This window comes from Azobacteroides sp. (SeqCode) (assembly GCF_055395615.1).
Genome location: NZ_AP014701.1, coordinates 122,012 through 136,556 on the forward strand (window position 1 = coordinate 122,012; position 14,545 = coordinate 136,556).

General features: G+C 29.4%; 13 protein-coding genes. All 13 read right to left on the reverse strand.

The window, feature by feature from the left end; translation table 11 throughout:
• Window positions 1-9: 9 nt before the first annotated feature.
• A complete protein-coding gene (gene aroB, locus ACZ5QM_RS00585; protein WP_464182918.1) occupies window positions 10-1,062 on the reverse strand; it encodes a 3-dehydroquinate synthase in 1,053 nt (350 codons plus the stop codon).
• A gap of 338 nt (window positions 1,063-1,400) precedes the next feature.
• Window positions 1,401-1,799, reverse strand: a complete 399-nt coding sequence (locus ACZ5QM_RS00590; protein WP_464182919.1) for an HIT family protein — start codon at window positions 1,797-1,799, stop codon at window positions 1,401-1,403.
• Window positions 1,796-2,266: a transcription elongation factor GreA gene (gene greA, locus ACZ5QM_RS00595; protein WP_464182920.1), complete on the reverse strand. Its 471-nt coding sequence runs from the start codon at window positions 2,264-2,266 to the stop codon at window positions 1,796-1,798. The genes ACZ5QM_RS00590 and greA overlap by 4 nt, the downstream gene beginning before the upstream one ends.
• Before the next feature lie 662 nt (window positions 2,267-2,928).
• Window positions 2,929-3,273 carry a 50S ribosomal protein L20 gene (rplT, locus tag ACZ5QM_RS00600; RefSeq protein ID WP_464182921.1) on the reverse strand — a complete coding sequence of 115 codons (345 nt, stop codon included), beginning with the start codon at window positions 3,271-3,273 and terminating at the stop codon, window positions 2,929-2,931.
• 83 nt (window positions 3,274-3,356) lie between these two features.
• Window positions 3,357-3,554, reverse strand: coding sequence for a 50S ribosomal protein L35 (gene rpmI, locus ACZ5QM_RS00605; RefSeq protein ID WP_464182922.1), 198 nt, complete (start codon window positions 3,552-3,554; stop codon window positions 3,357-3,359).
• 448 nt (window positions 3,555-4,002) lie between these two features.
• Window positions 4,003-4,551, reverse strand: a complete 549-nt coding sequence (gene infC / locus ACZ5QM_RS00610; RefSeq protein ID WP_464182923.1) for a translation initiation factor IF-3 — start codon at window positions 4,549-4,551, stop codon at window positions 4,003-4,005.
• A gap of 29 nt (window positions 4,552-4,580) precedes the next feature.
• Complete coding sequence (gene thrS, locus ACZ5QM_RS00615; protein ID WP_464182924.1) at window positions 4,581-6,518, reverse strand: threonine--tRNA ligase; 1,938 nt, start codon at window positions 6,516-6,518, stop codon at window positions 4,581-4,583.
• Between the two features lie 349 nt (window positions 6,519-6,867).
• Window positions 6,868-8,616: a S41 family peptidase gene (locus ACZ5QM_RS00620; protein WP_464183343.1), complete on the reverse strand. Its 1,749-nt coding sequence runs from the start codon at window positions 8,614-8,616 to the stop codon at window positions 6,868-6,870.
• Window positions 8,591-9,034, reverse strand: coding sequence for a pantetheine-phosphate adenylyltransferase (coaD, locus tag ACZ5QM_RS00625; protein WP_464182926.1), 444 nt, complete (start codon window positions 9,032-9,034; stop codon window positions 8,591-8,593). The genes ACZ5QM_RS00620 and coaD overlap by 26 nt, the downstream gene beginning before the upstream one ends.
• A gap of 9 nt (window positions 9,035-9,043) precedes the next feature.
• On the reverse strand, window positions 9,044-10,009 hold the full coding sequence (locus ACZ5QM_RS00630; protein WP_464182927.1) for a 3-hydroxyacyl-CoA dehydrogenase family protein: 966 nt from the start codon (window positions 10,007-10,009) through the stop codon (window positions 9,044-9,046).
• Window positions 10,010-10,060: 51 nt separating this feature from the next.
• Window positions 10,061-11,056 (reverse strand): phosphate acetyltransferase, encoded by a 996-nt coding sequence (pta, locus tag ACZ5QM_RS00635; RefSeq protein WP_464182930.1) that lies wholly within the window; start codon window positions 11,054-11,056, stop codon window positions 10,061-10,063.
• Window positions 11,057-11,803: 747 nt separating this feature from the next.
• Window positions 11,804-12,565 (reverse strand): exodeoxyribonuclease III, encoded by a 762-nt coding sequence (locus ACZ5QM_RS00640; protein ID WP_464182932.1) that lies wholly within the window; start codon window positions 12,563-12,565, stop codon window positions 11,804-11,806.
• A 2-nt stretch (window positions 12,566-12,567) separates the two neighbouring features.
• Window positions 12,568-14,466, reverse strand: a complete 1,899-nt coding sequence (gene speA / locus ACZ5QM_RS00645; RefSeq protein WP_464182934.1) for a biosynthetic arginine decarboxylase — start codon at window positions 14,464-14,466, stop codon at window positions 12,568-12,570.
• Between the last annotated feature and the right edge of the window lie 79 nt (window positions 14,467-14,545).

Sequence of the window (14,545 nt, forward strand, 5' to 3'; positions counted from 1 at the left end):
AAAATACATTTAAAAATATTCTCTATAGAAATCTAATGCTTTGCTTATTTCTTCTAAAGAAGAAGTTTGATTAATAACAAATTCTCCAATCGATTTCAGTAAAGTAAAGTTGATATGCCCTGATTCGTTCTTTTTATCGTGTTGCATAAATTTGTACAAACACTGATAGTGAGAACAATTAAAAGAAAATTTTCCGTAATTTTCTCTTACAAAGAAAGTAATTTTCATCAAATACTCTTTATTAAATCCTAAAAGAATAGAAGATAAGTATAATTCGCAAATAATTCCCCAAGCAATAGCATATCCATGTGGAATAGGTCTTCGAATTTTATATGACAAGCTTTCAAAAGCATGTCCAAAAGTATGTCCAAAATTTAAAGCTTTACGAATACCTTGTTCCTTAGGATCTTTTTCTACAATTCGCTCTTTTATTAATACTGATTTGAATAGTAAGTCATTCAGCTCTCTATAATCTGGTTTATTCATATTAAAAAAAAGAATTTCATTTGTCATTTCCGAAGTACTTAGTAAAGCATGCTTCAACATTTCTGCATATCCAGAAAAAAGATTAATACTATTTAGTGTTTTGAAAAAGTCAGTACTAATTAGTACTGCAACAGCAGGAGAAAAAATTCCTATTTCATTTTTTAACCCATTAGCATTTATTCCTGTTTTTCCACCTATAGAAGCATCTACAGCTCCTAACAATGTCGTTGGTATATTGATAAACGAGATTCCCCGTTTAAAAGTAGAAGCAGAAAATCCACCTATATCAGTAAGCATTCCTCCTCCTAAATTAATCAATAAAGATTTTCGTGTAGCATTATTTTCACTGAGAAATTTCCAAACTTTAACTAAAAACGTGATGTTTTTGTTGTTATCCCCGTTAGGAATAGTAATTTTTTTTGCTAATTGTATTTCTTGGATTGACTCAATCAATGGAAAACATAATTTTTGAGTATTCCTATCAGTCAAAACAAATAAATTATCATAATTCAGTGTTTTTAACAATTTAATTAATTCTTTTTTTACGTCTGTACAACGGATAATTTGTTTTTTCATATAACTTTTATCCCTTTCTTAATAAGAAATAAACTTAAATTGACTATTTTTCTAGTATCATTTTATATTCATTAGATAATAGAAAATTATAAGTCCATAGCCTATTCAATGATATAAAAAATCTCTTAAAAAGCAGATAATCTATCATCCCCTTCTCTAGATTTTTGTTCTATATTTTTGTGAATACTTAGAGATGCATAACATATCATGATTTTTCTAAATAAGAAGTACCTCTCTATATTTCGTACGAAAATTTTCCTTTTTTCAAAAACTTAAAATATTATACGTAATTATAAAAAATCGCAAAATCAAGGAATGGCTATTGTTCGTTATTTATTTTAACTTTCAAAGGCTGATGCTATAGCTGTTGCAATAGCTTTGAATTGTTCTGGTAAAAATTGTTTTTTAGAAGTATTAAAATAAACATCTGATTCTATAGAGATAGGTATTAAATGAATATGAACATGTGGAATTTCTAACCCAATAACTGTCAATCCTATTTTTTTACAATCTATTACTTTTTTTATAGCTTTAGCTACCCTTTTTGCAAAGATTATCATGGATGCAAGGGTCAAATCGTCCAAATCAAAAATATAGTCTTCTTCTTTTTTTGAAACAACTAGAACGTGTCCTTTAACTAAAGGATTAATATCTAAAAACGCATAAAAATATTCATTCTCTGCTACCTTGTAAGAAGCAATATCTCCTTTTATAATTTTAGTGAATATTGTACTCATTTTGAAATATTTAATATTTCAAAAAATATAATTCCAGAAGGAACTTTTATTTCTGCAATTTCTCCCACTTTTTTCCCAATAAGCCCCTTACCTATTGGAGTACCAATAGATATTTTACCTGCCTTCAGGTTAGTTTCTACATCTGATACTAAGGTGTAAATTATCGTTTGATTATTTTTAATATTACGTAAAGTAACCTTGTTTAATATTTGTACGGAATCAGTTCGAATGCGACTTTTATCTATTAAACGAGTATTGGCAACCAAAGATTTCAACTGTACAATTCTAGCTTCCAGTATACTTTGTGCTTCTCTAGCTGCATCGTACTCAGCATTTTCAGATAAATCTCCTTTATCTCGAGCTTCTATCAATTGATTTATAATTGATAGTCGTTTTTCAGACTCTAAATAAGCTATTTCCTCAAGTAGTTTGTCGTAACCCTCCTTTGTCATATAATTGATAGACATAACATTAATTATTTTAAATAGCAAATTCACATAACTTTTATTCAGGAAAATGATTAAAAATTTATTGAAAAATTAATAAAATAAGTTCAAAATAAGATTATTTTTGATGTAAATTTATATCAAAAAAGAGACATGTATCTTTACAAATTCATTAATTCTTAATTATAGTAAAAAAAATAGCAGTTATTAGTCCATACCGAAGAAGCATTTCTTCTTTATTCTCCCTCCTAAAATATAATGAATATATAATTATCTACTACAATCTAAAACAGCTACTATTGTAGTAAGAATTCAATTCATTATTTATCAAAATACGAACTTCAAAAAAATATTTTTTTTTTGAAGAAATTGGAAGACTTGAAAACGATATATACAAAAAATTCTAAACACATTTATTTTCAAAATAAAAGATATGCACAACCAAAATCTACAAATGAAAAATATAAAACATATTGAGAGGATAGGAGGTGTCAGGAAACGAGCAGAAAGTCTAACTGATTCTTAATATTTTTAAAAATTCTCTCTTAACTTTTTTGAAAAAGAATTTTGACTTTATAATATCATAAAATCAATTCAGACATATTTCAGATCCTTTATTGTCATAAAAATAAACTAAAATTATTAATACATAGTAACTATAACATTTCAATTTTTATTTTATTTTATTTTATTTTGTCTATAATTGCTTTGAATGCTTCTGTATGATTCATAGCAAGATCGGCAAGCACTTTACGGCTAATTTTAATACTATTTTTACGTACAGCATCCATAAATCTAGAATAAGAAAAACCTTCTAAACGCGCTGCTGCATTGATACGCTGAATCCATAAAGAACGGAAATTTCGTTTTTTAGTTTTTCTATCACGAAAAGCATAAGTTAGACCTTTTTCCCAAGTGTTTTTTGCAACTGTCCAAACATTTTTTCTTGCACCATAATAACCTTTTGTTGATTTTAAAATTCTTTTCCTTTTAGCTCTTGAAGCGACATGATTAACTGATCTGGACATAATAAATTAAAATATTTAAAAGTTAGCATTGCTCAATTACAGATTTTTTCTGAAAAATTTCTGTTAATAAATTTCTTTAGAAATCATTTAATTCTTAATAATTCTCTTACACTAATCATATTAGAATGATTAAGAATAGCAAAATGAGTCAGTCTTTTCTTCTGTTTTTTAGTCTTCTTTGTAAGAATATGACTTTTATAAGCGTGTTTTCTCTTGATTTTTCCTGTTCCAGTAATGGTGAATCTTTTTTTTGAACCAGAATTAGTTCTCATTTTTGGCATTTGTATTCTTACTTTAGTATTTATATATAGTCTGTACCACTCATATACATAATAAAACAACAAATAATCAAGAGAAATGATGATTATCTTGATTTGCATAAATTAATTTAACAATCTTTCACAATTAGATTCTCTTCCTTATGCAGAAGAGCTAATCAATCAACTGAACAGTCATAAATCCGACTATCCATTTTACTAAGTTGTACTCGTTTAGTTAAAAAAAAACTTATTAATAATTAAATACGTACGTTTATCAAATTTTCCGTTTCTTGACTACTGAAAATCACTCTCAATTTTCAAAAGTAGTTTATCTATCTAATTTTTTTTCAATCTTCTAAGTATTAGAACCATCTAATGCGTTTCGATATACAATATACAATCTTCAATAAAATGAAGGTCGATATTGTATATCGAATTTTTTATTATCCTCTATTCTATTTTATTTGACTCACTCATTTTTTTTTAGAAAAATTTTCTTTTTTTTAGGAGAAAACGTAATAATCATTTTTTTTCCTTCTAAGATAGGCAATTGTTCAACCTTACCATAATTCTCCAAATCGTTAGCAAACCGAAGTAATAATATTTCTCCTTGCTCTTTGAAAAGAATCGATCGCCCTTTAAAAAACACGTAAGCTTTAACCTTATCCCCTCCTTCAAGAAAATTCTTAGCATGTTTTAACTTAAAATTATAATCATGTTCATTAGTTTGTGGTCCAAAACGAATTTCTTTTACAACAACTTTTATCAGTTTCGCTTTTTGCTCTTTCTGACGTTTTTTTTGTTGGTAAATAAACTTTTGATAATCGAATATTCTACAAACAGAAGGGATAGCATTTGGTGATATTTCAATTAAATCTAACCCTAACTCACTTGCCATTCTTAATGCTTCCAAAACAGAATAAACCCCTTGCTCGACATTATCCCCTACAACACGAACTTCTTTTGCACGAATTTTCTCGTTAATTCTATAACGATATTTTAAGTTATCCTTTCTCATCAAGATAAATCATACATTATTTATTTCCATTAATTCATTTGTTTCTCTATTTCACCACTAAAAAACTCAGTGAAATTAGTAATTTTCATAAGACCTATATCCCCTTTTCCTTGCTTCCTTACAGAAATTTCACTATTTCCTTTCTCTTTTCCTCCTACTATTAGTAAATACGGAATTTTTTTTAATTCATTATCTCGTATCTTTTTCGCAACTTTTTCATTTCTTTCATCAACAACAACACGAATGTTTTGTCTGCAAAGCTCTTTCGCAATTTCTTTCGCATATTGATTATATTTTTCACTAACAGGCAAAATAACTACCTGATCGGGAGCTAACCATAATGGGAATTTACCACCAGTATGTTCAATCAATACTGCAACAAATCGTTCTATAGAACCAAATGGTGCTCGATGAATCATTACCGGACAATGCTTTTGATTGTCAGCCCCCATATACTCCAATTCAAAACGTTCTGGTAGATTATAATCTATTTGAATAGTTCCCAATTGCCATTTTCTACCTAAGGCATCTTTTACTATAAAATCAAGTTTTGGACCATAAAAAGCAGCTTCTCCAAATTCTATTTTCGCCTTTATCTCTTTTTCTTGACAAACTTCAATAATCGATCTCTCTGAATTTTTCCAATTCTCTTCCGAACCAATATATTTTACCTTGTTATTTACATCTCGTAAAGAAATTTGCACTTCATAATTGTCAAAATTCAAAGCACAAAAAATAGTATGAATAATGTCTATCACATTAATAAATTCTCCTTTCACCTGTTCAGGTGAACAAAAAATATGCGCATCATCTTGTGTAAATCCTCTTACACGAGTCAATCCGTGCAATTCACCACTTTGTTCATAACGATAAACTGTACCAAATTCTGCTAATCGAAGTGGTAATTCTTTATAAGAACGCGGAAAAGCTTTGTAAATTTCGCAATGATGAGGACAGTTCATTGGTTTCAACAAAAATTCCTCTCCCTCTTCAGGTGTGTGAATTGATTGAAAAGAATATTTTCCATATTTAACATAATGTCCAGAAGTTATATACAACATTTTATTACCAATATGTGGTGTCATAACCTGTTGATAATTATATTTTTGTTGTATTCGTTTTAAAAATTCTTCCAATATCAAACGTAACTTTGTTCCTTTAGGTAACCATAGAGGGAGTCCCTGTCCTATTTTAGGAGAAAATGTAAACAATTCCATTTCTTTTCCTATTCGACGATGATCTCGCTTCTTTGCTTCTTCCATTAAGAAGAAATATTCGTCCAATTCTTTCTTTTTAGGAAAAGAAACGCCATAAATACGTGTCAGTTGTTTTCTCCTTTCATCCCCTCTCCAATAAGCTCCTGCAATAGCCGTTAACTTAAAAGCCTTAATATAGGCTGTATTCGGTAAGTGTGGTCCCTTGCACAAATCAGTAAAATTACCTTGTTTATAAATAGTAATTTTACCATCTTCTAACTCATTGATTAATTCAGTTTTGTAAACTTCTCCTTTTTCATCAAATAACTTTAGTGCATCTTGTTTAGTAATACTTTGACGAAAAATGGGTAATTTTTTATTTACCAATTCTCTCATTTTTTTCTCTATAACTACTAAATCAGCATCTTTAATATCAAATTTTTTCTCTAAATCCACATCATAAAAAAATCCATTTTCAGTGGTTGGTCCAATCCCAAAATGAATATTTGGATAAAGTTCCTGCAAAGCTCCTGCTAACAAATGCGCCGATGAATGCCAAAACACACGTTTCCCTTCAATATCTTCCCATCTATATAATTTTACTCTAGCATCTTCATTTATAGGTCTGGATAAATCCCACATTTCACCATTAACATTTGCAGAAAAGACTTTCTGTGCAAAATGCCCACCAACATTTTTAGCTATTTGCATGGGTGTTACCCCTCTATCATAAACACGGACAGAGGTATCAGGAAATGTTATTTTTATCATTGTTAAAGAAAATACAATAACCTAATTATACAAATATATAAAGAAATAAGGAAATAAACGTATAAATATTAGATTGATCAGATAATACTAAAAGGATTAACCAAATCTGATATAATCAGGACATATTAGTAGAATAAATTTAACCTATTTTACAAAAAAAAATTAAAAAAACTAATATATTCGACGCTTGCTAGATACATTAAGCACCAAGTAATGACTATAACTAAAGCTATTGACGAGTCGTTATTTGTCACAATAACAACATCTATTAAGGAAAATAGAAATACAACGAATCACGTATAATAATACGTGATTCTATAACTGTTAAAAATTTCTTTTCTAACCATTTTTATTTGTTCCCAAGTAATCTACTATATACTATATTATTTTCTATTATTTCAATAGCTTTTTTTAAAGCATCATTTTTATCGTTAATAACTTGATAATATCCATTCATATTCCAAATATCCCTTGCTATTAATGCCTTAATTTGAAGTTTAATCAATAATTTTGATTTTTTAAATTGTCTCATATCTTCTTTAGTTAAAAAAGCTGAAGTTTTTTCTTTTTTATCATTTGATTCCCCTTTTTTATTGTTATCTCCAGAAGGTTCTATAACAAAAGATTCTGTATTTACCATTACACAATTTTCCTTTCTAAACATATTCAACAAATCATATAACATAGTATCAGATACATGAAATTGAGACTTATATGTACTAATATTTTTATATTTTTTATAAAGAAAAATTCGATTTTTGTCTATATAATTCATAGTAAATTTATTGACAACTCCCGAGGAAATTAACGAACAATACATACTCGTATAATAGTTTGTATCAATAGGGACAAAACAATCAGGCATAATCCCTCCTCCCCCATAGACTGTTCTTTTGTTTATTAATGTGTTATATTTTAGAGAATTAAGAAAATAAATACTATCAGCAACTACCATTTCTCCATGATTATAACGCTCAATCAAATCTTTTCCGTAAGATTCTTTATTTCTATTTTCATAAGGCTTTTGAATAAAACGTCCTGTCGGTGTATAATAATGTGCTATAGTCAATCTTAACATTGACCCATCAGGTAAAGGAATTGGACATTGTACTAATCCTTTACCAAAAGACCTTCTCCCAACAATAACTGCACGATCCCAATCTTGCAAAGCACCAGAAACAATTTCACTAGCTGAGGCTGTAAATTCATTAATAAGAATAACAATTTTTCCATTCATAAAAGAGCCCTTCATGGTAGCATAAGATTCCTCTCTTCTTTGATGAAAGCCTCTAGTGTACACAATTAATGAATTTTTTTTCAAAAATTCATTAGTAATATCTATTGCCGACTGAAGATACCCTCCTCCATTATCTTGCAAATCCAAAACTAAATTTTTTAATCCTTTTGAATATAATCCTTTTAAAGCAGTTTTGAATTCCTTGTAAGTAGTTGTTCCAAAACAATTTAATTTGATATAACCAGTTTCTTTATCTATCATATAAGCAGCGTCTAAACTATAGGTGGGAATTTCCCAACGGACAATTTCAAATATAAATGGATTAGGGTTATTTCTACGCATAACCTTTAATTTAACAGTTGTTCCTTTAGATCCTCGTAAAAGTTTCATAACACTTACGTTTTTCATACCTATCCCTGCAATTAAGGTATCATTTACAGCAATAATACGATCTCCTACCATAATACCTGCCTTTTCAGATGGACCTCCAGGAATAACTTGCATAACATACAAAGTATCAGTCAACATATTGAACTGAATTCCTATTCCATCAAAATTGCCTTGCAAAGATTCGTTCATTTCTTTAACCTCTTCTGATGTCATATAACTAGAATGTGGATCAAGTTTTTCTAATAAAGAAATAATAGCATCTTCAATTAATTTATCTGTATTAACTGTATCTACATACAACCTTTTAATAGCTTTAATAGTTATATTTATTTTTTGTAATATCAAATCTTCATGTTTTTGTCCACAAGAACACAAAATGAAACAAAAAGAAAAAAAATACAAAAATAATTTATTTTTTCTCCTAATACACTTAGGAGAAAAAACATCAACATGGAATAAATTCAGACACATCTTTTCCATAAGTTAACAATTCTCTTACAATAGTAGAGCTAATATGTGTATGTTCTGGTTCTGTAAATAAAACAAACGTTTCAATACCAGATATTTTTCTATTAACATCCGCTATATTTTTTTCATATTCAAAATCATAAACAGATCGAATACCTCTCAAGATAAATTTTGCTCCTACTGATTCAGCGAAATCTACAGTTAAACAATCATAATATTTTATTTTTATTCTATGATTTTGTCTAAAAAGTTCGTTGATAGTTTCCATACGTTGGCTCAAAGAAAAAAAAGTTTTTTTATATGGATTTATTCCAATAGCTATAATAATCTCGTCTACCAATTGTAAGCCTCGTTCCACTAAAGACAAATGCCCAATAGTAAAGGGATCAAAAGTACCAGGGAAAATAGCAATTTTTTTCATATTGAAAACTTATTCAACATTAGGTTTTATTATTTTTTCATTCTCATAAATATAAAAACCTTTTCCATTGCGTGTTCCAAGTTGTTGTGTACGGTAAAGTCTCCATAAAAGCGGTGAAGGTTTGTATTTTTTATCTCCATATTCGTTAAACATACTTTCCATAAGTGGAACAATCTTTTCTATGCCTATCATATCCGCTATCTTAAAAATACCAATTCTCATACCGTAGACAATTTCCGTCAAAAAATCAATATTTTCCATAGAAGAAACGTTTTCCAAAACCATTTGACACGCTTCATTCAACATAACTGCCATTAGACGTAGACTAACTAATCCATTACTTTCTCTTACTTCAATAGTTTCGTATTTTATTAGCTTGGCAAATAAAAGTATTTTACTATACACTTTATCAGAAGTATAAAGCCCTTTCACAACTTCTAATATTCGAGCATCAGCATGAGCAATAGGAAAATGCAAACTTAAACAACGTTCTTTATACAATAATGCTGAAGCAAGTTCACTAATAACAACAGTCGTAGCATTAGTAGCAATAATAGTTTCAGGAGAAACAACTCGTTCTATTTCTTTGAAAGCTTCTTTTCGTAACTCTGTACTTCTTTCTCCAGTTTCGGTATCATATCGAATACATTCTATAACGAAATCACAATCTTCTAAATCACTATAATTTGTTGAACCTCTTATTCGTCCTAAAATAGCTCGTTTTTCAGCTAATGTTAGACCCCAATTTTCGATTTTATTATCTAATCCTTCGCTAATCCTTTCAAAGGCAAAATTAATTCTTTCCTGACAAACTTCTATAAAAATTACCTCTAAACCAGCTGATGAAGTCAAACGAATAATATTTCGTCCATCTCTACCAGCTCCTACTACCCCTATTTTAGAAAAAAGCGACTTACGCCTATCTTTTGACGAAAGACCAAAAGACTCAATTGGTTCAACTATCGTTTTTGACATAAATATAAATTTAATTTTTAGAGGAATTTGAAAATTTGCTTAAAAGATATTTTATTTCTTTAGAACCTGGTTAACGCAAATAGCTATCATATTGTATATATCTTCTATAGAGCAACCACGCGAAAGATCATTAACAGGCGCAGCCATCCCTTGTAGAATTGGACCTATAGCTTGAGCGTTTCCCAACCTTTGCACTAATTTGTAGGCAATATTTCCACATTCCAAATTGGGGAATACTAATACATTAGCTTTTCCAGCAACTGGACTTCCAAATGCTTTACTTTTCCCAATAAGAGGTATTAAAGCCGCATCTGCTTGCAGTTCTCCATCTATTGTTAATTCAGGAGAAATTAATTTAGCAATACAAACAGCTTTAGTTATTTTGTCTATCAATTCATGCGAAGCACTCCCTTTAGTAGAAAAACTCAATAAAGCAACAATTGGTTCTATACCTAGAAGAATTTGTGCAGTTTTTGCCGTAGAAATTGCTATCTCTGCTAGTTCTTCTGAACTAGGATTAGGGATAACAGCACAGTCGGCAAAAACTAATGCCCCATCAGTTCCACACTCTTTGCTTTTGGTGAGCATCAAAAAAGATCCGGAAACAACATTAATACCTGGCGTAGTCTTAATAATTTGTAAAGCTGGGCGTAAAACATCACTGGTAGTATTCTTTGCCCCAGCAATTGCTCCATCTGCATCCCCGTTTTTAATCATCAAACAACCTAAATACAATGGATTTTCAACTAATTCTCTAGCTTCTGAGATAGTCATATTTTTTCTTAACTCTAGTAATAAAACAGAATAAACATCTTTTTTTTTGTTCCTAACAGGATCTATAATTTCTGCCTGAAGTACATTCTGTAAATTGCACTCAATGGCAATAGCTTTAATTTTTGCTATATCTCCAAGTAAAATAATGTCAGCTATTTTGTCAGCAATTGCTCTATCTGCAGCATGCAATGTACGCTCTTCTGTCCCCTCCGAAAGAACGATCCTTCTTCTCTTTTCTTTAGCTTTAGCTATAATTTGATGCATTAAATTCATAATCAAATCATTTTTTATTATTTGTAATAACAAGGTATAAATTGTTATTGAATATTATTAAAATTTAATAATATTCAATAACAATTTATCATGTATTTTTTTGTTTTTTTACTCTTTAGAAGAGAATCCTATATTATTTAGACATAAGTATAAATAAGTATAACAAAAAATAATTAATTTAATTATAACCGTTCCAATCCTTATTTTACTTTGTAAGTAATTTATTTTAATAGTTGGATAACTAAAAGATGCAACTGTAAGTAAGTTCCACTAAGCACACTATCATTCACCGGAAAATAAATACACCAAACAAATGAAAGTAATATATGTGCGTGGAAATGAATTTACACGCATTCTTGAAGAGTAAAACAAATGGCATCACATACTTTAAAAAAAAGTAAAATAAAATATAAAGTATCTGAAGGAATCTACTAAAATTATTTAAGACTATTAATTTCAAGAGTCGGAATTCAAAGTAGAAATTTTCTACGTAGATAAAAATCTATACTTTTGACAATCATAAATTCTTTTATCGTCACTATAATATTTGAATCTTAAACTAAAAATAAAAATTAAAAGAACAGACTATGATATCTAATTCTCTACAACAGTAGTCTTACTCAATTTTAGCGCAAAAAAAACACTTCGATTATTTTATCTACTACTCATACTTCCTTATTAATCAGCAATCAGTAATCAATATTCAATTAAACAAATTAATCTGAATCTCAATTTTATAAATTTTATTTATAATTCTATAAAAATTGGACAATGATCAGAAATTTTTACATCCTGCAAAAGCGATGATGATTTTAATTGACTTTGTAAATTTTCAGTAATAATATGATAATCTATACGCCATCCTAAATTCCTGGATCTCGCATTAAATCGATAGCTCCACCAACTATATTGGTTTGGTTCTTGATTAAATTCACGAAACGAGTCAACAAATCCGCAATGAATAAAATAATCAAACCAACTCTTTTCTTCTGGAAGGAACCCAGAAACACCAATATGCCGTTCAGGATGACTGATATCTTTGTCTTGCCTACAAATATTATAGTCTCCACAAACAAGAATATAAGGACGTTCTTGTCGTAAGTTTAGCACATATGTTGTAAATGAATCTAGAAATTTCATCTTAATTCTTTGCCTTACTTCACCTGTTGTACCTGAAGGAACATATACGCAAATAATTGTTAAATCGTTAAAATCTGCACGAATGACTCTTCCCTCACTATCAAACAATGAATCATTTATTCCAAATGTACAAATACTTGGAGGAATTTTACTAAATATTGCAACTCCACTGTAACCTTTCCTTTGAGCAGAACAGATTAATTGATAATCATAACCTAAAAGTCGAAATGCTAAAATATTTATTTGTTCACGTTGTGCCTTAATTTCTTGTACGCAAAATACATCAGGAGCCTCTTTTCCAAGCCATTCAAATAACCCTTTTTTTATAGCCGATCGTATACCATTTACATTAAAAGAAATAATTTTCATAATTATTCTTCCAAGTAGGTATAACCGTACAACCCAGAACGATAATTAGATAAAAACTCTCTTCCTTCTTCCACTGTTATTTTCCCCTCTTTCATTGAAGCTGTTGCCCATAACTCAACAGTACGTACCAATCGTTTTACATTATATTGTACATACCCTAATACATCAGCAACTCTTTCTCCATCAATGATTTGCTCTATTTGATAATTTTCTTTATTAACTGATATATGTACAGCATTCGTCTCTCCAAACAAATTATGTAAATCACCTAATATTTCCTGATAAGCTCCAACTAAAAATACACCAATATAATAGGATTTTTTTTTATTTATAGAATGTACCGGTAAATGGTATGTAGAGTGCTTCATACTAATAAAATTATCTATTTTCCCATCTGAATCACAAGTCACATCTTGTAAAGTAGCTGTTCGATTAGGTTTTTCATCTAACTGAGCAATTGGAACAATTGGAAATACTTGATCTATTGCCCATGAATCAGGTAAAGAACGGAACAATGAAAAATTACAAAAATACTTATCAGGTAATATTTTTGATACTTTTCGAAGCTCTTCCGGGACATGTTTCATATCTAACGTCATTTGTTGCACTTCACGTGCAATTGACCAATAGAGCTTTTCTATTTGTGCACGAGTAACAAGATCCAACATTCCTAAATTGAACAAATCAAGTGACTCTTCTCGTATTTGTTGAGCATCATGCCAAGTTTCTACTAGACGAGGATGATTCATTTTATCCCATAATTTATATAATTCTTGCACTAATTCATGTGTATTTTCATTAATCGATTCTTCTTCATCTTTCCATTCAGGAAGTGTAGTAGTTTCCAATACTTGAAATATTAGAACAGAATGATGCGCTGTAAGCGATCTCCCACATTCAGTGATAATATTAGGCTGTGGAATATTATTTTTAATACAAGCATCCACTAACGTGGAAATTGAATCATTAACATATTCTTGAATAGAATAATTCATTGAATTTTCATTTTGATCATTATGAGTTCCATCATAATCTACTCCTAATCCTCCTCCAATATCCACAAAGTCAATTTCATACCCCATACTCCTTAGTTGAACATAAAATTGAGAAGCTTCACGTAAAGCATTCTTAATTTTACGAATTTTGGTTATTTGACTACCAATATGAAAATGTATTAACTTTAGACAGTTTTTTAGCTTATTCTTACTTATAAAATCAATAGCTTCCATCAATTCACTAGATGAAAGTCCAAATTTACTCCCATCACCTCCTGATTCTTCCCACTTACCGCTTCCATTACTTACAAGTTTAATTCGTATCCCAATATTAGGACAAATTTCTATCTTCTTTGACAATTCTGCAACTAATCTTAACTCATTTAACTTCTCAATAACTATAAAGATATTTTTACCCATTTTTTGAGCCAACAAAGCCAGTCGAATATAGTTTTCATCTTTATAGCCATTACAAATAATTACAGAATCCGAATTAGTATTAATTGCTAATACAGCATGCAATTCTGGCTTTGAACCAGCTTCTAATCCAATGTTAAATTTTTTTCCATGATTCACAATTTCTTCTACTACTTGTCTCATTTGATTGACTTTGATGGGATAAATAATAAAATTTTGCGCCGTATAGTTGTATTCTTTGGAGGAAATTTTAAAGCAATCAGAAATTTTTTCAATTCTATTATCTAATATATCTGGAAAACGTACTAACAAAGGAGCCTCTATATCTCGAAGAGTTAACTCGTCCATCAATTCTTTTAAATCAATCACCACACAATCCCTCTTTGGAGAAACTGTGATATGTCCTTTTTCATTAATAGAAAAATAATCTAATCCCCATCCATGTATATTGTATAGCTCTATTGAATCTTCTATTCGCCACTTCCTCATTGTTAAATTAAATTTTTCGAAGCCTAAAGTTTCATAAAAATAATAATAATTCAATAAGAAAAGCAACAGCTTTTATATT

What these genes read in the sequence shown, in the direction of transcription:
- coaD (WP_464182926.1), bottom strand. Translation starts at nt 9,034, where the DNA reads ATGAAAAAAATTGCTATTTTCCCTGGTACTTTTGATCCCTTTACTATT.
- thrS (WP_464182924.1), bottom strand. Translation starts at nt 6,518, where the DNA reads ATGATAAAAATAACATTTCCTGATACCTCTGTCCGTGTTTATGATAGA.
- greA (WP_464182920.1), bottom strand. Translation starts at nt 2,266, where the DNA reads ATGTCTATCAATTATATGACAAAGGAGGGTTACGACAAACTACTTGAG.
- ACZ5QM_RS00620 (WP_464183343.1), bottom strand. Translation starts at nt 8,616, where the DNA reads ATGTGTCTGAATTTATTCCATGTTGATGTTTTTTCTCCTAAGTGTATT.
- aroB (WP_464182918.1), bottom strand. Translation starts at nt 1,062, where the DNA reads ATGAAAAAACAAATTATCCGTTGTACAGACGTAAAAAAAGAATTAATT.
- infC (WP_464182923.1), bottom strand. Translation starts at nt 4,551, where the DNA reads ATGAGAAAGGATAACTTAAAATATCGTTATAGAATTAACGAGAAAATT.
- ACZ5QM_RS00640 (WP_464182932.1), bottom strand. Translation starts at nt 12,565, where the DNA reads ATGAAAATTATTTCTTTTAATGTAAATGGTATACGATCGGCTATAAAA.
- ACZ5QM_RS00590 (WP_464182919.1), bottom strand. Translation starts at nt 1,799, where the DNA reads ATGAGTACAATATTCACTAAAATTATAAAAGGAGATATTGCTTCTTAC.
- speA (WP_464182934.1), bottom strand. Translation starts at nt 14,466, where the DNA reads ATGAGGAAGTGGCGAATAGAAGATTCAATAGAGCTATACAATATACAT.
- rplT (WP_464182921.1), bottom strand. Translation starts at nt 3,273, where the DNA reads ATGTCCAGATCAGTTAATCATGTCGCTTCAAGAGCTAAAAGGAAAAGA.
- pta (WP_464182930.1), bottom strand. Translation starts at nt 11,056, where the DNA reads ATGAATTTAATGCATCAAATTATAGCTAAAGCTAAAGAAAAGAGAAGA.
- ACZ5QM_RS00630 (WP_464182927.1), bottom strand. Translation starts at nt 10,009, where the DNA reads ATGTCAAAAACGATAGTTGAACCAATTGAGTCTTTTGGTCTTTCGTCA.
- rpmI (WP_464182922.1), bottom strand. Translation starts at nt 3,554, where the DNA reads ATGCCAAAAATGAGAACTAATTCTGGTTCAAAAAAAAGATTCACCATT.